At 56.2% G+C, this 21,303-nt stretch carries 18 protein-coding genes and 1 pseudogene; 2 read left to right on the top strand and 17 right to left on the bottom strand.

Annotation, left to right across the window (positions count from 1 at the left end; genetic code table 11):
* The 12 genes and pseudogenes from DOU50_RS05775 to DOU50_RS23760 all read right to left on the bottom strand — a co-directional run.
* The coding region (locus tag DOU50_RS05775; RefSeq protein ID WP_194266127.1) for a monovalent cation:proton antiporter-2 (CPA2) family protein at window positions 1-772 on the bottom strand (772 nt) is incomplete at its 3' end.
* Window positions 765-1,295 (bottom strand): glutathione-regulated potassium-efflux system oxidoreductase KefF, encoded by a 531-nt coding sequence (kefF, locus tag DOU50_RS05770; RefSeq protein WP_148769003.1) that lies wholly within the window; start codon window positions 1,293-1,295, stop codon window positions 765-767. The genes kefF and DOU50_RS05775, both read right to left, overlap by 8 nt.
* A gap of 103 nt (window positions 1,296-1,398) precedes the next feature.
* A complete protein-coding gene (locus DOU50_RS05765) occupies window positions 1,399-1,632 on the bottom strand; it encodes a YgdI/YgdR family lipoprotein (protein ID WP_023310357.1) in 234 nt (77 codons plus the stop codon).
* A 139-nt stretch (window positions 1,633-1,771) separates the two neighbouring features.
* On the bottom strand, window positions 1,772-4,996 hold the full coding sequence (carB, locus tag DOU50_RS05760; protein WP_024907428.1) for a carbamoyl-phosphate synthase large subunit: 3,225 nt from the start codon (window positions 4,994-4,996) through the stop codon (window positions 1,772-1,774).
* An 18-nt stretch (window positions 4,997-5,014) separates the two neighbouring features.
* Window positions 5,015-6,163 carry a glutamine-hydrolyzing carbamoyl-phosphate synthase small subunit gene (carA, locus tag DOU50_RS05755; RefSeq protein ID WP_024907427.1) on the bottom strand — a complete coding sequence of 383 codons (1,149 nt, stop codon included), beginning with the start codon at window positions 6,161-6,163 and terminating at the stop codon, window positions 5,015-5,017.
* A gap of 454 nt (window positions 6,164-6,617) precedes the next feature.
* The gene (dapB, locus tag DOU50_RS05750) at window positions 6,618-7,439 is read right to left on the bottom strand and encodes a 4-hydroxy-tetrahydrodipicolinate reductase (protein ID WP_148769002.1); all 822 of its coding nucleotides are present in this window, start codon (window positions 7,437-7,439) and stop codon (window positions 6,618-6,620) included.
* Between the two features lie 205 nt (window positions 7,440-7,644).
* Window positions 7,645-8,595 carry a 4-hydroxy-3-methylbut-2-enyl diphosphate reductase gene (gene ispH / locus DOU50_RS05745; RefSeq protein WP_024907425.1) on the bottom strand — a complete coding sequence of 317 codons (951 nt, stop codon included), beginning with the start codon at window positions 8,593-8,595 and terminating at the stop codon, window positions 7,645-7,647.
* Between the two features lies 1 nt (window position 8,596).
* Window positions 8,597-9,046, bottom strand: a complete 450-nt coding sequence (fkpB, locus tag DOU50_RS05740; RefSeq protein WP_148769001.1) for an FKBP-type peptidyl-prolyl cis-trans isomerase — start codon at window positions 9,044-9,046, stop codon at window positions 8,597-8,599.
* Window positions 9,047-9,139: 93 nt separating this feature from the next.
* Entirely contained in the window at window positions 9,140-9,640 is a 501-nt protein-coding gene (gene lspA / locus DOU50_RS05735; RefSeq protein ID WP_008502034.1) for a signal peptidase II, read from the bottom strand.
* Entirely contained in the window at window positions 9,640-12,456 is a 2,817-nt protein-coding gene (ileS, locus tag DOU50_RS05730; protein WP_148769000.1) for an isoleucine--tRNA ligase, read from the bottom strand. Before ileS ends, lspA begins: the two co-directional genes overlap by 1 nt.
* Window positions 12,457-12,501: 45 nt before the next feature.
* Entirely contained in the window at window positions 12,502-13,428 is a 927-nt protein-coding gene (ribF, locus tag DOU50_RS05725) for a bifunctional riboflavin kinase/FAD synthetase (RefSeq protein ID WP_024907423.1), read from the bottom strand.
* Window positions 13,429-13,435: 7 nt separating this feature from the next.
* Window positions 13,436-13,654, bottom strand: a pseudogene (locus DOU50_RS23760) (DUF2575 domain-containing protein).
* A gap of 101 nt (window positions 13,655-13,755) precedes the next feature.
* Here DOU50_RS23760 and rpsT point away from each other — a divergent pair.
* Window positions 13,756-14,019: a 30S ribosomal protein S20 gene (gene rpsT, locus DOU50_RS05710; RefSeq protein WP_003856458.1), complete on the top strand. Its 264-nt coding sequence runs from the start codon at window positions 13,756-13,758 to the stop codon at window positions 14,017-14,019.
* 57 nt (window positions 14,020-14,076) lie between these two features.
* Here the strand turns inward: rpsT and nhaR are convergent, their stop codons facing one another.
* The 4 genes from nhaR to dnaK all read right to left on the bottom strand — a co-directional run bounded on the left by nhaR (window position 14,077) and on the right by dnaK (window position 19,529).
* Window positions 14,077-14,976 carry a transcriptional activator NhaR gene (gene nhaR / locus DOU50_RS05705; RefSeq protein WP_003856462.1) on the bottom strand — a complete coding sequence of 300 codons (900 nt, stop codon included), beginning with the start codon at window positions 14,974-14,976 and terminating at the stop codon, window positions 14,077-14,079.
* A gap of 58 nt (window positions 14,977-15,034) precedes the next feature.
* Window positions 15,035-16,210, bottom strand: a complete 1,176-nt coding sequence (gene nhaA, locus DOU50_RS05700; RefSeq protein WP_048989671.1) for a Na+/H+ antiporter NhaA — start codon at window positions 16,208-16,210, stop codon at window positions 15,035-15,037.
* 172 nt (window positions 16,211-16,382) lie between these two features.
* Window positions 16,383-17,528: a molecular chaperone DnaJ gene (dnaJ, locus tag DOU50_RS05695; protein WP_023310347.1), complete on the bottom strand. Its 1,146-nt coding sequence runs from the start codon at window positions 17,526-17,528 to the stop codon at window positions 16,383-16,385.
* A gap of 87 nt (window positions 17,529-17,615) precedes the next feature.
* The gene (gene dnaK, locus DOU50_RS05690; protein ID WP_024907421.1) at window positions 17,616-19,529 is read right to left on the bottom strand and encodes a molecular chaperone DnaK; all 1,914 of its coding nucleotides are present in this window, start codon (window positions 19,527-19,529) and stop codon (window positions 17,616-17,618) included.
* 296 nt (window positions 19,530-19,825) lie between these two features.
* On the opposite strand from dnaK, the gene satP reads away from it, so the two are divergent.
* Window positions 19,826-20,392: an acetate uptake transporter gene (gene satP, locus DOU50_RS05685; protein ID WP_032649862.1), complete on the top strand. Its 567-nt coding sequence runs from the start codon at window positions 19,826-19,828 to the stop codon at window positions 20,390-20,392.
* Here satP and DOU50_RS05680 read toward each other — a convergent pair.
* Window positions 20,369-21,303: MFS transporter (locus DOU50_RS05680; protein WP_148768999.1), on the bottom strand; the 935-nt coding region annotated here is incomplete at its 5' end. The genes satP and DOU50_RS05680 overlap by 24 nt on opposite strands.

Here is a 21,303-nt window from a genome sequence, read left to right as displayed (position 1 = left end):
GGTATTCAGAACTCGCCAGCAGAACGCCTGCGAGGAACGCCCCCATCGCCATCGACAGCCCGGCCTCTTCCAGCAGCAGACCGAAGCCAAACACCAGGAACAGCGCCACGGCGCTGAACACTTCGCGCAGGCCCGAGCGGGCAACAAACCGCAGCAGCGGACGGGTGACGTAGCGACCAAGCAGCACCACCAGCGCCAGCGCGCCCGCCACCTTCAGTGCCGACAGCGCGAAAGCGCCCAGCGTGGTAGAGGAACCGCTGGCCGCTAGCAGCGGGATCATCGCCACCAGCGGGATAGCGGCAATATCCTGGAACAGCAGCACCGAGAACGCGCTACGTCCCATCTGGGATACCGTCAGATTTCGTTCGTTCATCGCCTGCATGGCAATGGCCGTTGAGGAGAGCGCCAGGGTCATGCCGATGAGCTCTGCCACTTTCCAGTCCATGCCCAGCAGGATGCAGAACCCGCCCAGCAGCAGGCCGCAGGCCACCATCTGCAGTGCCCCACCGCCAAATACCGATGCGCGAAGCTTCCACAACCGCTGCGGATCGAGCTCCAGGCCAATCACAAAGAGCATCAGCACAACGCCGATTTCAGCGAAATGGAGAATCGCCTCTGCATCCGTCACCAGTCGAAAACCCCACGGCCCAATGACGCAGCCCGCAATCAGGTAGCCGAGAACAGAGCCCAACCCCAGGCGTACCGCCACGGGCACAATGAGCGCCGCTGCGCCAAGGTATATCAGCGCCTGTATCAGCGTATGGCTATCCATGGTGCGCCTCCTGCCACTCAAGTAAGCGTTGTTTATAATGGCGAGCCTGCGCCTGCAGCGTTTCATCGTCGCAGACAAAGGTGCAGTGCATCGCAAAAGGCGGGAGCCAGTTCAGACCGCAATACAGCGCAGTCGCCTGCAGCGGCTGTGCCAGGACCTCAAACCCCGGGAAGGAACCGATATCAAAGTGGCTTTCCCCTCCGCCGGTGGTGACCGCCCACATCAGGCTTTTCCCTTTTAGCGCATTGCCGTTGTGGCCATACGCCCAGCCGTGGGAGAAGACTTTATCAATCCACAGTTTCAGGAGCGGGGGCGTGCTGTACCACTGAATGGGATGCTGCCAGATAATCAGATCGGCACGGGAAAGCGCCTCCTGTTCGGCGGCGATATCGATATTAAAATCGGGATAGAGTTGATAGAGGGAACGTATCTCTACGTCATCAAGCGTCCTTACCTGCTCAAGCATCCGCTTATTCGCATGCGAGTGCTGCGGATAAGGATGGGCATAAATTATCAGAATCATTGATTAGCCTGTTGTTACTGCTTTCTTTTAACAAAAGAGTGTAGTCAGTAATTCAACAGGCTAATAGTGAATATTATTGACGGGCTTACGTCAGAATTCTGAATTAGTTATCCAGCTCGCCCATCGATTTCACCTGGTCACGGTTGATCTGCTCGGTTTGACCGGTTTCGGCGTTTTTGTACGACACCAGACCGGTATCGTCATCCACCTGCGGTTTTCCGTCGGTAACAATGGTTTTGCCATCGGTGGTTTTTACGGCCTGATTGGACGAACAGCCCGCAACGGTAAACATTGTCGTGGCAGCCAGAACGGAAGCGATCAGTAATTTATTTTGCATGGTGTTTTCCCCTGCTCTCAGTTGAATTTCGTTATCGACCTAATGATTTTAGGCTAACTGACTGAAAGCGGATGAAAAACCAGAAGGTTCTGAAGATGGGGAGAATGCCCGGCCGCCGAACGGCACCGGGCATTTTTACTTACTTGCTAATCTGCGCGTGCATTTCCTGCACTGAAATCACCTTCTCGGTAGCATCCGCGTTCAGCGCCATGGCCGTTGCGAAACCGCCGTTCAGGGTGGTGTCGTAGTGCACTTTGTACTGCAGCGCGCTGCGGCGAATCAGCTTGGAGTCTTCAATCGCCTGGCGGCCTGCGGTGGTGTTGATGATGTAGGTATATTCGCCATTCTTGATACGATCCTGAATGTGCGGACGACCTTCATGCACCTTGTTCACCAGACGCGGGTTGATGCCGGCTTCGCCCAGCACAATCGCCGTACCGTGGGTTGCATCCAGCTCGAAGCCCTGTTTCAGCAGCTTGGCGGCCAGGTCAACCACGCGCTCTTTGTCGCCTTCACGAACGGAGAGCAGCGCACGGCCTGATTTTCTCATGGTGGAGCTACTGCCCAGCTGTGCCTTCGCGAACGCTTCAGCGAAGGTGCGGCCTACGCCCATCACTTCCCCGGTAGAGCGCATTTCTGGCCCTAACAGCGGGTCAACGCCCGGGAATTTGTTGAACGGCAGCACCACTTCTTTCACCGAGTAGTACGGTGGAATGATCTCTTTGGTCACGCCCTGCTGCGCCAGCGTCTGGCCCGCCATCACGCGCGCCGCCACTTTCGCCAGCGGTACGCCGGTGGCTTTGGAGACGAACGGGACGGTACGTGCCGCACGCGGGTTCACTTCAATCAGGTAGACTTCGTTGTCTTTCACCGCGAACTGGACGTTCATCAGACCGCGAACCTGCAGCTCGAAGGCCAGCTTCTGCACCTGCTGGCGCATCACGTCCTGGATTTCCTGGCTCAGGGTGTACGCGGGCAGAGAACAGGCTGAGTCACCGGAGTGTACGCCTGCCTGCTCGATGTGCTCCATGATGCCGCCAATCAGCACCATTTCGCCGTCGCAGATGGCGTCCACGTCCACTTCAACCGCGTCGTCGAGGAAGCGGTCGAGCAGCACTGGCGCATCGTTGGACACGCTCACCGCGGTCTGGAAGTAGCGGCGCAGGTCGGCTTCGTCATACACGATTTCCATCGCGCGGCCGCCCAGTACGTACGAAGGACGCACCACCAGCGGGTAGCCAATCTCTTTCGCCTTCTCAACGGCCATCTCAATGGCGGTGACGGTGGCGTTCGCCGGCTGTTTCAGCTTCAGACGGTCAACCGCCTGCTGGAAACGCTCGCGGTCTTCCGCACGGTCAATCGCATCCGGGCTGGTACCGATAACCGGCACGCCTGCTGCTTCCAGCGCGCGCGCCAGCTTCAGCGGGGTCTGGCCGCCGTACTGCACGATAACGCCTTTTGGCTTCTCGATGCGCACGATTTCCAGCACGTCTTCCAGGGTAACCGGCTCGAAGTAGAGGCGGTCAGAGGTGTCGTAGTCGGTCGATACGGTTTCCGGGTTACAGTTGACCATGATGGTCTCGTAACCGTCTTCACGCAGCGCCAGGGAGGCGTGCACGCAGCAGTAGTCGAACTCAATGCCCTGGCCGATACGGTTTGGACCGCCGCCCAGCACCATAATCTTGTCGCGGTCGACGGACGGGTTCGCTTCGCACTCGTCTTCATAGGTGGAGTACATGTAGGCGGTGTCGGTCGAGAACTCCGCCGCACAGGTGTCCACACGCTTGTAGACCGGGTGCAGGTCATACTGGTCGCGCAGCTTGCGGATTTCCGCTTCACGCACGCCCGCCAGCTTAGCCAGACGCGCATCGGCGAAGCCTTTACGCTTCAGCACGCGCAGGAAGTCGGCGTCCAGGCCGGTGATGCCCAGCTCAGCCACCTGCTCTTCCAGACGCACCAGCTCTTCAATCTGCACCAGGAACCAGCGGTCGATGTTGGTCAGGTTGAACACGCCGTCGACGGACAGGCCCGCACGGAAGGCATCGGCGATGTACCAGATACGCTCTGCGCCCGCGTCTTTCAGCTCGCGACGGATTTTCGTCAGCGCTTCCGGGTCGTCCAGGCTCACTTTCGGGTCGAAGCCGGTCGCGCCCACTTCGAGGCCTCGCAGCGCTTTCTGCAGGGATTCCTGCTGCGTGCGGCCAATCGCCATCACTTCACCGACAGATTTCATCTGGGTGGTCAGGCGGTCGTTCGCGCCTGCAAATTTCTCGAAGTTGAAGCGTGGAATTTTGGTGACAACGTAGTCGATGGACGGCTCGAAGGACGCAGGCGTGCGGCCACCGGTGATGTCGTTCATCAGCTCGTCGAGGGTGTAGCCCACCGCCAGCTTCGCCGCCACTTTCGCAATCGGGAAGCCGGTCGCTTTAGAGGCCAGTGCGGAGGAACGGGACACGCGCGGGTTCATTTCGATAACAATCAGGCGACCGGTTTTCGGGTTAACGGAGAACTGCACGTTAGAACCGCCGGTTTCCACGCCGATTTCACGCAGTACCGCCATCGAGGCGTTACGCATGATTTGATACTCTTTGTCGGTCAGGGTCTGAGCTGGCGCAACGGTGATGGAGTCACCGGTGTGGATACCCATCGCATCGAAGTTTTCGATAGAGCAGACGATGATGCAGTTGTCGTTTTTATCACGCACCACTTCCATCTCGTACTCTTTCCAGCCAATCAGCGATTCATCAATCAGCAGCTCTTTGGTTGGGGAGAGATCCAGACCGCGTTCGCAAATCTCTTCGAACTCTTCGCGGTTGTAGGCGATGCCGCCGCCGGTGCCGCCCATGGTGAACGATGGACGGATGATGCACGGATAGCCCACGTCAGCCGCAACGGCCAGCGCTTCTTCCATGTTGTGTGCGATACCGGAGCGCGCGGTGTCGAGGCCGATTTTCTTCATCGCCACGTCGAAGCGGCGACGGTCTTCTGCTTTATCAATCGCGTCGGCGGTCGCACCAATCATGGTCACGCCGAACTCGGCCAGCACGCCCTGACGCTCCAGCTCCAGCGCACAGTTCAGCGCCGTCTGGCCGCCCATGGTTGGCAGCACTGCGTCCGGACGCTCTTTCTCGATGATTTTACGCACCACTTCCCAGTGAATCGGCTCGATGTAGGTTGCATCAGCCATTTCCGGGTCGGTCATGATGGTCGCCGGGTTAGAGTTCACCAGGATAACGCGGTAACCCTCTTCGCGCAGGGCTTTACACGCCTGCGCGCCGGAGTAGTCGAATTCACAGGCCTGGCCGATCACGATCGGGCCAGCGCCAAGGATCAGGATGCTTTTTATGTCTGTACGTTTTGGCATTGTCTTCTCGGCTCCTGATTATTTAGCGGTCTTACGGTATTGCTCGATAAGTTCGATGAAGTGATCGAACAGCGGCGCGGCGTCGTGTGGGCCCGGGCTGGCTTCCGGGTGGCCCTGGAAGCTGAACGCTGGCTTATCGGTACGGTGGATGCCCTGCAGGGTGCCATCGAACAGCGACTTGTGGGTCACACGCAGGTTAGCCGGCATTGAGGCTTCATCGACGGCAAAGCCGTGGTTCTGCGCGGTGATCATCACCGTGTTGTTATCGATGTCTTTCACCGGGTGGTTACCACCGTGGTGGCCGAACTTCATCTTAACGGTGTTCGCACCGCTCGCCAGGGCCAGCAGCTGATGGCCGAGACAGATGCCGAATACCGGGATGTCGGTTTCCAGGAAGGACTTAATGGCGGCGATAGCGTAATCGCACGGCGCCGGGTCGCCAGGGCCGTTGGACAGGAAAATACCGTCCGGATTCATCTTCAGCACGTCTTCGGCAGACGTTTGTGCCGGCACCACCGTCAGGCGGCAGCCGCGGTCAACCAGCATGCGCAGGATGTTGCGCTTGGCGCCGAAATCGTAGGCCACCACGTGGAACGGCAGCTCGCTCTCTTTTTTCGCTTCCGGCAGGTCGCCTGAAAGCGTCCAGCTACCCTGAGTCCAGCTGTAGGCTTCAGCGGTAGTCACTTCTTTCGCCAGGTCCATGCCGTTCAGGCCCGGGAAGGCTTTCGCTTTTTCCAGCGCCAGCGTCGCATCGAGGTTATCACCCGCGATGATGCAGCCGTTCTGTGCACCTTTCTCGCGCAGCAGACGCGTTAACTTACGGGTATCGATATCGGCAATCGCCACGATGTTATGGCGCTTCAGGTAAGAAGAGAGGTCTTCGGTATTGCGGAAGTTGCTGGCAATCAGCGGCAGATCGCGGATGACCAGGCCTTGCGCATGTACCTGAGAAGATTCTTCGTCAGCAGCATTGGTGCCGACATTGCCGATATGAGGATAAGTAAGAGTAACGATTTGGCGAGAATAGGAAGGATCAGTGAGGATTTCTTGATAACCGGTCATTGAAGTATTGAAAACGACTTCCCCAACCGCCGAACCCGTTGCCCCTATGGCCCGACCGATAAACTGGGTTCCGTCTTCCAGAACCAATAGCGCTGACTTAATCAAAACACCCTCCAGAGAATATTCACTCACTTTATTTGCATATTAATTCATAACCATGTCATGGATCAATGCAAATGTGTTGCCAGCGGATTTTTGGCAAACGGCGGCATTCTGGGGATTTGGTGGGTAAAAGTCAACTTAAAACGGATATTTTGTTTAGTCTTTTACAGGCCTGGCGAGAGGAATGCGGCTTAAGCGACAAAAAGATCAGGTAAATCACTGCGGAAAACGCTTGCGCGCCTGGTTTAATAAAAAATCAGCGGATGGAGCATCATAAAGTGGACCAAATGGTCAAAATTTACATTTCAGCAACGTCAAAACGAAGAAAGAGATAGGTTTTTATAGGCTAATGGGATTATTTACTTTGAAACACTCAAAATAAAAGGGCAATAAAGTATTGCCCTATGCAATCAAACAATTACGACTGCAATAACCACATCACGATGGGTAATAATGCTTACAAACTGTTGAGATCGAGCACGTCTCGCATATCAAAAAGGCCATCTTTCTTATTTTTCAGCCACAAAGCGGAGCGTACGGCGCCGTTAGCAAATGTCATTCGGCTGGAGGCTTTATGAGTAATCTCGACACGTTCGCCAATATCGGCGAACATCGCCGTGTGTTCGCCGACAATGTCACCCGCTCGCACGGTGGCGAAACCAATGGTGCCCGGTACGCGTTCGCCGGTGTGACCTTCGCGGGTATAGACCGCGCACTCTTTTAAATCTTTATCGAGTGCATGCGCAATCGCTTCGCCCATCGCCAGCGCCGTACCTGATGGCGCATCAACTTTGTAACGGTGGTGAGCTTCTACGATCTCAATATCGGTATAGTTGCCCATCACCTTCGCGGCCTTCTCCAGCAGCTTCAGCATGACGTTAACGCCCACGCTGAAGTTTGCGGCGAAGACAATCGCAATCTCTTTTGATGCATCCTGGATAGCCTGCTTACCCGCGTCGTCAAAACCGGTGGTGCCGATCACCATCCCCTTGCCGTGCTGACGGCAAAACGCCAGATGCGTGAGCGTCCCTTCCGGGCGGGTAAAATCGATGAAGACATCGAAGTCCTCTTTTACCGCCTCCAGGCTGCTTTGCACGGTAACGCCCGTGTGGCCTGCGCCCGCCAGCTCACCGGCATCGGTCCCCAGAAGTGAAGAACCTTCACGCTCCAGGGCCGCGCCAAGCGCGACGCCATCCATCTGAAGAGCCGCCTGAATAAGCTGACGGCCCATACGTCCACCCGCGCCCGCAATGGCGACACGGATCTGTGCATCATGCATAGTTATTCTCTTACGTTAAAATGATGTAAACCGTTTTCAGATTAACCAGCCTTGAGAAGCACTGCCAACTGAAAACACCGATAATTAGAATTTAACGTGAAACCGACTTAAATATCAGTAAAAGACATGATTTTGTCGTCACGATAAAGTAACGGTTAAAAAAAAGGCCAGCACAGGAGGTGCTGGCCTTTCATCAGAAAAGGGACTATTCGACTTCGCGGGCATCAATGCGCAGTTCTTTCGGGACTTCGAAAACGATGTTCTCCTCACGTCCTTCCAGCGGCACCGCTTCGCCACCGCCCAGCTCCTGCAAACGGGAAATGACGTTCTGAACCAGAATATCTGGCGCAGACGCCCCGGCCGTCACGCCGACACAGGCCGCATGCTTAACCCACGCTTCCTGAATATCCGACGCGTCATCAATCAGGAACGCTGCCTTCCCCATGCGCTGCGCCAGTTCGGCCAGGCGATTGGAGTTAGACGAGTTTTTGGAGCCGACCACCAGCACCACATCCGCCTGTTCAGCCAGTGCGCGCACCGCTTCCTGACGGTTAGTGGTCGCATAGCAGATATCATCTTTACGCGGACCGACGATTTTCGGGAAGCGCTGACGCAGGGCGTCAATCACGTCTGAGGTATCGTCTACGGAGAGCGTCGTCTGGGTCATAAACGACAGACGGGCTTCATTTTTCACGTTCAGCGTCAGGACATCTTCAGGCGACTCAACCAGATACATCCCCCCTTCCGGGTTGCTGTACTGGCCCATGGTGCCTTCAACTTCCGGGTGACCGGCGTGGCCAATCAGAATCGACTCTTCACCACGACGGCTGGCGCGCGCCACTTCCATATGCACCTTGGTCACCAGTGGACAGGTGGCATCGAATACGGTCAGATCGCGGCTTTTCGCTTCGTTACGTACCGCCTGGGAGACGCCGTGCGCGGAGAAGATCAGGATCGCGCCGTCCGGCACTTCGCTGATCTGCTCAATAAAGATGGCACCGCGCTCGCGCAGGCTGTCAACCACGTAGCGGTTATGCACCACTTCGTGACGCACATAAATCGGCGCGCCGTAAATCTCCAGCGCGTTTTCAACAATGCTGATAGCGCGGTCTACACCGGCGCAAAAGCCGCGCGGGTTAGCCAACAGGATCTGCATTTCAGGCCTCCAGTGCAGGATCGATTTCCAGCACTTCAACATCAAAATGAACGGTACGCCCGGCAAGCGGATGGTTGAAATCAACGGTAATCGAATCGCCGTTGATTTCGCGGATCACGCCAGGCATTTCGCTGCCGTCCATAGCGGTAAAGAGCATAATCGCCCCGATTTCCGGTTCACCCGCGTCCACGAACTCACGGCGCGAGAAATACTGGATCAGATCGGGACTTGGCACGCCAAACGCGGCATCCGGCTCCAGCGAAAAGGCTTTTTTCTCACCCTCTTTCAGACCGAGAAGCTGCTGCTCAAGACCTTCAGACAGGGAAGTATCGCCAAGACGAAACAGGGCCGGTTTGCCGTTATTGCGGGTGGATTCGGCCGTGGAGCCGTCATCCAGCTTCAGCGTGAAGTGAACGAGAACCGCGCTGTTGCTCTGTACGGATTTAGACATGCAAATTGCTCGCTTGTTTTGCCCGGTGGCGCTGCGCTTGCCGGGCCTACATTAACCGTAGGCCGGGTAAGCGCAGCGCCACCCGGATGGTTTTTACGCCTGCTCTTTCGCGGCGGGTTTCGGCAAGAAGCCTTCCAGCACGATTAACGCCGCACCGATGCAAATAGCGCTATCGGCGAGGTTAAAGGTCGCGAAGTGCCAGTCGCCGACGTAGAAGTCGATCATATCGACCACAAAACCGTGCCACAGGCGGTCAAACAGGTTGCCCAGCGCGCCGCCAATGATCAGCGCGTAGGCGATGTTATTCAGCTTTTGTGTGGCCTTCGAGCGGTACATCAGCACCGCCAGGATCACGCAGATACCGAGAGCGATACCCGCAAAGAACCAGCGCTGCCAGCCACCGCTATCGGCAAGGAAACTGAACGCTGCGCCGTAGTTACGTGCGTAGTGCAGGTTAAGTGACGGGAACAGCGGAACCGTCTCCCCCAGAGCAAAATTCTGGAGGATCAGGAACTTGCTGCCCAGATCGATAATCAGCACCACCACAACCAGCCACAGCCAGCGCAGTCCTGTTGAACAGAGAGTTTTACTCATCAGGCAAACTTACGTTTTTCGCCGTCACCGGCGACGTTGCTTACACAGCGTCCGCAGATGTCTGCGTGTTCCGCCACCTGACCGACATCGGTGGTGTAATGCCAGCAGCGCGGGCATTTCTCACCGTCGGCTTTGCTCAGCGCGACTTTCAGTCCTTTGAGCAGTTCGCTCTGCTGAGCATCAGCAGAAGCCTCGGCATAATCCGCAACTTTCGCACCGGAGGTCAACAGGACAAATCGTAATTCATCGCCCAGCGCCGTCAGCTTCGCCGCCAGCTCCGGTTCAGCGTACAGCGTGACTGCCGCTTCCAGAGAGCCGCCGACTTTCTTATCTGCACGCGCCTGCTCGATAACCTTGTTCACTTCGCCACGCACTTTCAGCAGCTCGTCCCAGAAGGCATCGTTCATCGCTTCGGTGCTGGAGAGGTCGAACAGACCTTCGTACCACTCGCCGGTGAAGACATACTTCTCGCGGTCGCCCGGCAGGTAACCCCAGATTTCATCCGCGGTGAAGGACATAATCGGCGCCATCCAGCGTACCAGCGCTTCTGCGATATGGAACAGCGCGGTCTGGCAGCTACGACGCGCCACGCTATCCGCTTTCGCGGTGTACTGGCGGTCTTTGATGATGTCGAGGTAGAACGAGCCCATCTCAATGGAGCAGAAGCGCATCAGGCGCTGCACCACTTCGTGGAAGTCATAAGACTCATAGGCCTTCAGGATATCTTCCTGCGCCGCTTTCGCGCAGCCTACCGCCCAGCGGTCCAGCACGACCATCTCTTCCGGTTTCACCATGTCTTTTGCCGGATCGAACCCGTTCAGGTTCGCCAGCAGGAAGCGCGCGGTGTTACGGATACGACGATAGCTGTCGGCAGCACGTTTCAGGATCTCGTCAGATACCGCCATTTCGCCGGTGTAGTCAGTCGACGCCACCCACAGACGCAGAATGTCTGCGCCCAGCTTGTTCATCACGTCCTGCGGAGAAACGGTGTTACCGATAGATTTGGACATCTTACGGCCCTGACCATCCACGGTGAAACCGTGAGTCAGTACCTGACGGTAAGGCGCTTTACCCTTCATGGCGGTAGAGATCATCAGAGATGACATGAACCAGCCGCGGTGTTGGTCAGAGCCTTCCAGATACATATCGGCAGCGTGGCCGGCAAACTCCGGACGCACGTCCACCACGGAGGAGTGGGTCGATCCGGAGTCAAACCACACGTCCAGGGTATCCGGCACTTTCTCGTAATTGTCTGCGTCAGCGCCCAGGATGTCGCGGGCGTCGAGATCCCACCACGCCTGAATGCCGTCAACTTCGACGCGCTTCGCCACTTCTTCCATCAGTTCCAGGGTGTTCGGGTGCAGCTCCTGCGTCTCTTTATGTACGAACAGAGACATCGGTACGCCCCAGGTACGCTGACGGGAGATACACCAGTCAGGACGGTTAGCCACCATGGATTCGATACGCGCCTGGCCCCAGTCAGGGATCCACTGCACGCCTTTGATCTCTTTCAGAGACTGCTCGCGCAGGCCCTTCTGATCCATGCTGACGAACCACTGCGGGGTCGCACGGAAGATGATCGGGGTCTTGTGACGCCAGCAGCACGGATAGCTGTGCTGCATTTTTTCAACGTGCAGCAACGCGCCGCTGGTGCGCAGCATGTCGACGATGATGTCGTTCGCTTTGAAGACGTTGATGCCGTCCAGCGCCGGGTAGGTGCCAGGCAGGTAAGATCCGTCCGGGCCCACCGGGTTAGCGATTTCAAGACCGTACTTCAGGCTGATGTTGTAGTCGTCAGGACCGTGGCCACCGGCGGTATGCACCGCACCGGTACCCGCTTCCAGCGTCACGTGGTCGCCCAGAATCGCCGGAACGTCGAAGTCCAGGAACGGGTGCTTGAAGCGCATCAGCTCCAGCGCGTCACCTTTCACGGTGCCCAGCACGGTGTAGTCGGTGATATGCGCACGCTTCAGCACGCTTTCAACCAGATCTTTCGCCAGGATAACCGCCTGACCTTCAACCTGAACCAGCGCGTATTCGAACTCACCGGACAGGGAGATCGCGCGGTTCGCAGGCAGGGTCCACGGGGTGGTGGTCCAGATAACCAAAGAGATTGGGCCGTTAACGGACGACACGCCAAATTTGGCCTTCACCGCATCCTGATCGACGGCCTGGAAGGCCACGTCGATAGATGGAGAGGTTTTGTCGTAATACTCCACTTCCGCTTCTGCCAGCGCAGAGCGGCAGTCCACGCACCAGTGCACCGGCTTAGCGCCTTTGTGCAGGTGGCCGTTACCGATGATTTTACCCAGCGCACGAATGATGTTGGCTTCAGTTTTGAAGCCCATGGTCAGGTACGGGTGCGACCAGTCGCCCAGCACGCCCAGACGGATGAAGTCAGCGCGCTGACCGTCAACCTGCGTAGCGGCGTATTCGCGGCACTTCGCACGAAACTCGGCGGCGGTGAACTTCTCACCCGGCTTGCCGAACTCCTGCTCAACTTTCAGCTCGATTGGCAGACCGTGGCAGTCCCAGCCCGGAACGTAAGGCGAGTCATATCCCGCGAGGCCTTTGGACTTCACGATAATGTCTTTCAGAATCTTGTTAACCGAGTGACCAATATGAATGCTGCCATTCGCATATGGAGGGCCATCATGCAGAATGAAGGATTTTTTGCCTTTTTTGGCTGCACGAATGATGCCGTACAGGTCATCATCGGTCCAACGCGCCAGCATTCCCGGTTCGCGCTTGGCGAGATCGCCGCGCATCGGGAACCCTGTTTCCGGCAAATTCAGGGTTGATTTATAGTCACTCATCAGATTCTCGGTTCCGTATTTATCACGTAGGCAGTTAAGCCGGGTTCAAAGCCCAAAAAACTCGCGGGCCGTCAATTCATCTCGCGCAATTTGCGCTTTGAGTTCATCCAGCGAACCAAATCGCTGCTCGTTGCGTATTTTTTTACGCAGTATCACATCTATATGGCGACCATACAGGTCCATTACAACGTCCAGCAGGTGCACTTCCAGCTGTTGACGCACACCGGCGACGGTCGGACGCGTGCCAATATTGGCGACGCCGTAAAACGGCTTATCGCCCAGTCCTGCCACTTCCACCGCATACACCCCTTTAACCGGGGAAACCTGACGACGCAGCGGTATATTCGCCGTCGGGAAGCCTATCGTGCGGCCCAGCGCATCGCCATGGACCACGCGGCCAGAGATGGTGAACGGATGCCCCAGCAGGGTTTCCGCCGTCTCCAGCTCGTCATCGGCCAGTGCCCGGCGAACCGCCGTGCTGCTGACGCGCACGCCGCCCTCACAGAAGGTCATCGCGCTGGTGACGTCAAACCCGTACTCCAGACCAGCCTTCTGTAATAGCAAGAAATCGCCCTGACGACCAGCGCCAAAGCGGAAATCATCGCCCACGGCGAGAAACTGTACGCCAAGACGCTTAACCAGCAGGTCGCTGACAAAATTTTGTGCTGTCAGCGCGGCAAAGCGGCGATCGAAACGTACACACAATACGTAGTCCACACCGGACTCTGCCAGGTAGCGCAACTTCTCGCGCAGGCGAGTGAGACGGGCGGGAGATTTATCACCCGCGAACAGCTCCAGCGGCTGCGGTTCGAAAATCATCACCACAACGGGCAGGCCACGGGCCTCCCCTTCTTTACGCAATCCCTGCAACAGCGCCTGATGACCACGATGCACGCCGTCGAAATTACCAATGGTCAGCACGCACCCGTGTGGCGCGCTACTGAGATTATGTATGCCGCGTATCAGCTTCATGTCTGGCTCAAAACAGTGAAAATCGCCAAAGTATACCTTGTACAACGGTTAAGGTTAACCGGCGATTGTTCGTGCAAAACAGAAAGCCGTAATGATTTCATCAGGCTGACCTTTCGCAGCGAAAAAATCTGCTCGTGAACTGCGATTTTTATGCCGAAAGGCTGTATTCAGGGAAGACAAGCTGGTAGAATCCTGCGCCATCACTACGTAACGTAGCGTCGCTAATTAACGGCGCTTATTTGCACAAATCCATTGACAAAAGAAGGCAAAGAGGGCATATTCCTCGGCCTTTGAATTGTCCACATAGATCATATTTGGGAGTTGGACTTGGCTAATATCAAATCAGCTAAGAAACGTGCCGTTCAGTCTGAAAAGGCTCGTAAGCACAACGCAAGCCGTCGCTCTATGATGCGTACTTTCATCAAGAAAGTATACGCAGCAATCGAAGCAGGCGACAAAGCTGCAGCGCAGAACGCATTTAACGAAATGCAACCAATCGTGGATCGTCAGGCTGCTAAAGGTCTGATCCACAAAAACAAAGCAGCGCGTCATAAAGCAAACTTGACTGCGCAGATCAACAAACTGGCTTAATCGCTACTTGTTGTTGCTTGTTTAAAGAACCCGCTTAACGCGGGTTTTTTTATGTCTTCAGATTGCCGGTGGCGTAAACAGCGCTGAATAGTCGCGGTTACAGATTCGCTGTACCGCCGGGTGCTGAATCATTCTTTCGGCAAATATGGCGTGATACTCCTCCATCACGTTATCCACTCTGCCTATCTCCGTAATCTTATCGTCCGAATAGAGATCGTGCGCGTACAGCGTCGGCGCAACGAAGATCGCGTTATGCGCTTCGCCAAAGGCTTTCATCAGCGCCGCATCGTCGAACTCACCGAGTATCTCCACGTTCAGCCCCTGCGAGTTAAACCAGTTGAGCAGCTTGCGTCCGAGCATGGAGCGCCTTCCCGGCACCAGCAGGCGACGCTCTTCCAGGCACGCGGGGAACGGTTTTTCCGGCGGCGGATTAATACACCAGAAGCTGACGCCGCATTCGCCAATCTTCACCGAGAACAGCCCTTCCTGCTGGGTGGAGTCAATCGGGCAGTCCGAGATAATCATATCCAGCTTGTGCTGGCTGAGCTGTTCCAGCAGCATCTCATGGGTGGATTCAAAGCAGCGCAGATGGATTTGCTCATCTTCCACCACCGCCGCATCCAGCACGCCGCTCACCAGCCGCTTGGACAGCGCATCCGCCACGCCAACATCAAAGAGCAGGTTCGACTCTTTGCGGTAGTTGACGATATCCAGCATCTCCTGGCTCAGGGTGAACATTTTGTCCGCATAGCGGAAAACCAGCTCACCCAGTTCGCTGGGTTCAATCCCGCGCCCCTTACGCTTGAACAGCTTACCCTGCAGGCGCTCTTCCAGCGCCTTGATTTGCCCGGTGATGGTTTGCGGCGTCAGGTAGAGCGCCTCTGCTGCCCCCACCACCGAGCCCTGTTTATAGACGTGCCAGAAGTAGTAAAGATGGTTGTAATTCAAATGAGACATCGCGTCTTCTCTCCCTGAGTGTGTATCGGGAGAAGGATCGCCTCCTCCCGGTGTTCCGTTATGCCCGGACGGCCTGTCCGGACAATTTCACCTTCAACAAGGTATAACCGATTACCGCGGCCAGTAATGACCCGATGAGGATGCCGAGTTTCGCCCAGACGATAAGCTCAGGCGCATGCGCACCAAACGCCAGCGTCGAGATAAAGATCGACATCGTAAACCCGATGCCACACAGCACGCCGACGGCCATAATCTGCTTAAAGGTGGTGCCGTGCGGCAAAGAGGCCAGCTTCAGCTTCGTCGCCAGCCAGCAGAAGAGACTAATACCCAGCGGCTTGCCGATAAACAGCCCGGCAATAATGCCCAGCGGCAGCACGGACGTTAGCCCGTCCAGCGTCACGCCACCCAGCGACACACCGGCGTTGGCAAACGCAAACAGCGGCAGGATCATAAAGGCGACCCACGGGTGCAGCACATGCTCCAGCTGTTTGGCAGGCGACTTGCCGTCCTGCGGCTTCAGCGGTACGAAGAAGCCGACGATCACGCCCGCCAGCGTGGCGTGCACGCCTGATTTCAGCACCGCCGTCCATAGCACCATCCCCACGAGGATGTATATACCGATACGGCGAACATTGAAGATGTTCAGCAGCGCCAGCACCGCAATCGCCCCGGCGGCCACGCTCAGGGACAGGATCGACAGATCGCTGGTGTAGAACAGTGCGATAATCACAATGGCACCCAGGTCATCGATGATCGCCAGCGCCATCAGGAAGATTTTCAGGGCTACCGGCACGCGGCTTCCCAGTAAGGCCAGCACCCCGAGGGCAAAGGCGATATCCGTCGCAGCCGGGATCGCCCAGCCGTGACGTGCAATCGGATCCTGCCAGGTGAACGCCAGGAAGAGCAGAGCCGGCACCACCATCCCGCCGAGCGCGGCAATCACCGGGAACGCCGCGCGCTGGCGGCTGGCAAGCGAGCCCAGTACCAGCTCACGCTTAACCTCAAGCCCGACGAGCAGGAAGAACACCGCCATCAGCGCATCGTTGATCCACAGCAGCATGTTCTTGTTAATTTCCAGCGCCCCGACCTTCAGCTCAACGGGCGTTTCCAGAAATGCATGGTAGAGTTCCTGCGTGATGCCAAGGTTAGCCAGCACCATCGCGGCCGCAGCGGCAATAATCAGGATCACGCCGCCGGACGCCTCACTGCTAAAAAAACGGTGTAGTAATTTCACTTTAATTCTCTCTGTTACAACAATACCTCGATAAAACCATAATACCAAGCCAAATAACTCGATAAAAACAGATTAATATTGAGTATAGATTCAGTTTTACCGAGCAATACCCGTAAATAGAAAAAGCCCGGAATCGCTTCCGGGCTTTTGCGGATGAAAATCTGAGAACAGATTAACGGGTCAAATCATCGAAGAATTTTTTGACGCCATCGAAGAAGCTTTTGGAACGCGGGCTGTTTTTCTCACCCGTCGGGCCACCAAAGCTCTCCTGCAGCTCTTTCAGCAGCTGTTTCTGCTTGTCGTTCAGGCCAACCGGCGTTTCAACGACGACGCGGCACAGCAGGTCGCCCTGCGCACCACCGCGAACGGACTTAACGCCTTTCCCTCGCATGCGGAACAGCTTACCGGTCTGGGTTTCGCCTGGCACTTTCAGGTTCACGCGACCATCCAGCGTCGGCACTTCGATTTCACCGCCCAGTGCCGCCATCGCGAAGTTGATCGGCACTTCGCAGTACAGGTTATTACCTTCGCGCTCGAAGATGGCGTGCTGCTTCACCTGCACCTGAACGTACAGATCGCCTGCCGGTGCGCCGTGTTCACCTGCTTCACCTTCACCCGCCAGACGAATGCGGTCGCCCGTATCGACGCCAGCCGGGATTTTAACGGAGAGGGTCTTGGTTTTCTCAACGCGACCGTGGCCGTGGCATTTGGTGCACGGATCTTTAATCAGCGTACCGCGACCGTGACAGTGCGGACAGGCCTGCTGTACCGCGAAGAAGCCCTGACGCATCTGTACCTGACCAGAGCCGTGACAGGTTGGACAGGTCTGAGGCTGTGTACCTGCTTTCGCGCCGCTGCCGTGGCAAACGTCACACTCTTCCAGCGTCGGAATACGGATCTCTTTGGTGACACCGCGGACGGCCTCTTCCAGCGTCAGCTCCATGTTGTAGCGCAGGTCCGCGCCGCGCGCCGCGCGCTGACGACCACGGCCACCGCCGAAGATGTCGCCAAACACATCGCCAAAGATATCGCTGAAGTCAGCGCCGCCGCCAAAGCCGCCGCCACCGAATCCACCGCCGCCCATGCCGCCCTGTTCAAAGGCTGCGTGACCGTACTGGTCATAGGCCGCACGTTTTTGTGCATCGGTCAGGACTTCGTAGGCTTCTTTGATCTCTTTAAATTTGGCTTCAGCCTCTTTATCACCCTGGTTACGGTCCGGGTGGAATTTCATGGCCAGGCGCTTATACGCCTTTTTGATTTCACGCTCTTCCGCAGTTTTCGGAACGCCTAAAATCTCGTAATAGTCTTGCTTTGCCATTGGTTTTTTTAAGCCCCTTAACATGCGAGCACGGGCGTGGAGAGTTCTCCTACGCCCGTGCCGATTAATTACCCTGCATCAGGGCGATTATTTTTTATCTTTAACTTCTTCGAACTCAGCGTCGACAACGTCGTCGTCTTTCGCGTTGTTCGCTGAAGCGTCAGCGCCCGCCTGCTGTTGAGCGTGCTGCTGCTGAGCGATTTCCATCAGCTTCTGAGAAGCCTGCGCCAGTTCCTGCATCTTCGCTTCGATGTCCGCTTTGTCTTCACCTTTCAGTGAGGATTCCAGCGCACTCAGTGCAGCTTCGATAGCAGTCTTGTCTTCCGCTGGCAGTTTATCGCCTGCTTCTTCAACCTGCTTACGGGTGCTGTGCAGCAGATGGTCACCCTGGTTACGGGTCTGAACCAGCTCTTCGAACTTACGGTCGGATTCCGCGTTAGCTTCGGCATCGCGAACCATTTTTTCGATTTCCGCTTCGTTCAGGCCAGAAGATGCCTTGATGGTGATCTTCTGCTCTTTACCGCTGTTTTTGTCTTTCGCAGACACGTGCAGGATACCGTCAGCATCGATGTCGAAGGTCACTTCGATCTGCGGCATGCCGCGCGGTGCCGGGTTAATACCGTCCAGGTTGAACTGACCCAGAGATTTGTTATCCGCCGCACGCTTACGCTCACCCTGAATCACATGGATGGTTACCGCAGACTGGTTGTCTTCAGCGGTAGAGAACACCTGGCTGTGTTTCGTCGGGATGGTGGTGTTTTTGTTGATGAGCGCAGTCATCACACCGCCCATGGTTTCGATACCCAGAGACAGCGGGGTAACGTCCAGCAGCAGTACGTCTTTAACTTCACCGGTCAGTACGCCACCCTGAACCGCAGCACCGATTGCAACTGCTTCGTCCGGGTTAACGTCTTTACGTGGCTCTTTACCAAAGAACTCAGCCACTTTCTTCTGAACCATTGGCATACGGGTCTGACCACCGACCAGGATAACGTCCTGGATATCGGATACGGACAGGCCAGCATCCTGCAGAGCAACTTTCAGCGGCTCGATAGAACGGTTCACCAGGTCTTCTACCAGGCTTTCCAGTTTCGCACGGGTCACTTTGATGTTCATGTGTTTAGGACCGGTCGCGTCTGCAGTGATGTATGGCAGGTTCACGTCGGTCTGCTGAGCGGAAGACAGCTCGATCTTCGCTTTCTCAGCGGCTTCTTTCAGGCGCTGCATAGCCAGCGGGTCGTTACGCAGGTCAATGCCCTGATCTTTCTTGAACTCGTCAACGAGGTAGTTGATCAGACGGGTATCGAAGTCTTCACCACCCAGGTGGGTATCACCGTTGGTTGCCAGAACTTCGAAGGTTTTTTCGCCGTCAACTTCGTCGATTTCGATAATAGAGATATCGAAGGTACCACCACCCAGGTCGTAAACCGCGATAGTACGGTTGCCGACTTCTTTATCCAGACCGTAAGCCAGAGCAGCCGCGGTTGGTTCGTTGATGATACGTTTTACTTCCAGACCTGCGATACGGCCAGCATCTTTGGTTGCCTGACGCTGAGCATCGTTGAAGTAGGCAGGTACGGTGATAACAGCTTCAGTTACCGGCTCACCCAGGTAATCTTCAGCGGTTTTTTTCATTTTCTTCAGCACTTCAGCAGAAATCTGCGGTGGTGCAGTTTTAGCGCCTTTCACATCAAGCCATGCATCGCCGTTATCTGCCGCGATGATTTTGTAAGGCATGATGGAAACGTCACGCTGAACTTCTTCGTCCTGGAAGCGGCGACCGATCAGGCGTTTAATCGCAAACAGGGTGTTTTGCGGGTTTGTCACTGCCTGACGTTTAGCCGGCTGACCAACCAGAGTTTCACCATCCTGGGTATAAGCAATGATAGAAGGCGTGGTGCGATCGCCCTCGGCGTTCTCCAGCACGCGTGCAGTAGTGCCATCCATAATCGCTACACAAGAGTTGGTAGTACCCAGGTCGATACCAATAATTTTACCCATCTAAACGTCTCCACTAAAAATTCAGTCAACATGTGGTTGTGTACCTGTAATAAGGGCAGAACGTGCTTTTTCAACTGCCCAGATTTGATTTTTTTCAGGTCCACACACTGCGGTTGACTACAAGATGGGGTCGCGACGGCATCCATCAAGGGGGAATGATAAAAAAAATTTTAATTTCACCCTGATGAGATCATAGACGCCATCGATTGCGCCCATTATGATGCCGCGCCCAGTCAGGGAGAACTGACGCGGGTTTAACCATTTCACCATATTAATGATGATTTTTTTGAGGACTTATGGGCAACACTAAGTTGGCTAATCCGGCTCCGCTGGGCCTGATGGGTTTTGGCATGACCACTATCCTGCTGAACCTGCACAATATCGGGATGTTCCCGATGGATGGCATCATCCTGGCGATGGGCATTTTTTACGGCGGTATCGCGCAAATCTTCGCGGGCCTGCTGGAATATAAGAAAGGCAATACCTTCGGCTTAACCGCATTCACCTCTTACGGTTCTTTCTGGCTGACCCTGGTTGCCATTCTGCTGCTGCCTAAAATGGGCATGGCAGACGCGGCAAACGCCCACTTCCTGGGCGTTTATCTGGGCCTGTGGGGCATCTTCACCCTGTTCATGTTCTTCGGTACCCTGAAAGGCAACCGCATGCTGCAGTTCGTCTTCCTGAGCCTGACCGTCCTGTTCGCCCTGCTGGCGATTGGTCACCTGGTGGATAACGAAGGCATCGTTCATGTTGCAGGCTGGATTGGTCTAGTTTGCGGCGCAAGCGCTATCTACCTGGCAATGGGTGAAGTGCTGAACGAGCAGTTTGACCGCACCGTTCTACCGATTGGTGAAAAACACTGATCCCTCTGTCGTGCCCGCCTCGCGGGCACGACATTCCCCCGCCTGACGAAGCCAAAATCCTAATACCAGCCCCATCAGCGAGAGTGCGAGTACATACCAGGCTGGCGCCATCGGCGACACGCCCATCAGCACGGTGACCGCAATCGGCGTCAGCCCACCGAAAATGGCATACGACACGTTGTAAGAGAACGAGATCCCGGTGAAACGAACTTCCGGCGGGAATGCTCGCACCATGACGTAAGGCACAGCCCCCACTACGCCCACGCACAGCCCTACCACGCCGTACAGCAGGAACAGCTGTTCAGGATGGCTGCCCGCCAGATGGTAAAACGCCCAGCTTGATGCGGCCAGTAGCAGGCTACCGACGATAAAGGTAACGCTGGCACCAAAACGATCTGCCGCCAGCCCGGCGGCCAGACAGCCAAAGCAGAGCATGATTGTCGCGATACTGTTCGCCTGTAGCGTCACGGCAGGGGCGAAGCCGTATTGTTTTTGCAGCCAGACCGGGGACATCAATATCACCACCACAATGCCCGCCGAGAGCAGCCAGGTCAGCAGCATCGATACCACCACCGCTTTTTTATGGCGTACCACAACCGCCTTCACCGGCAGCTCCTGCGCCAGCGCTTTGCGCTGCTGCATCTCGAGGAAAATCGGCGTCTCCTGCAGCCAGCGGCGCAGGTACATCGCGACCAGACCAAACGCTCCGCCCAGCAGGAACGGAATACGCCAGCCCCAGTCGTGCACGGCCTGCTGCGTCATGCTGGTATTCACAATTGTTGCGACCACCGAGCCGAGCAGGATCCCGACCGTCAGCCCCGCCGTTAAGGTTCCGCAGGCGATACCAATGCGGCGCACGGGAACATGTTCCGCGACAAACACCCACGCGCCCGGCACTTCACCGCCAATCG

Origin of the sequence: Enterobacter sp. C6, assembly GCF_008122455.1 — a bacterium.
GTDB classification, from domain to species: domain Bacteria; phylum Pseudomonadota; class Gammaproteobacteria; order Enterobacterales; family Enterobacteriaceae; genus Enterobacter; species Enterobacter pseudoroggenkampii.
This window is presented reverse-complemented; position numbering and strand designations above follow the sequence as displayed.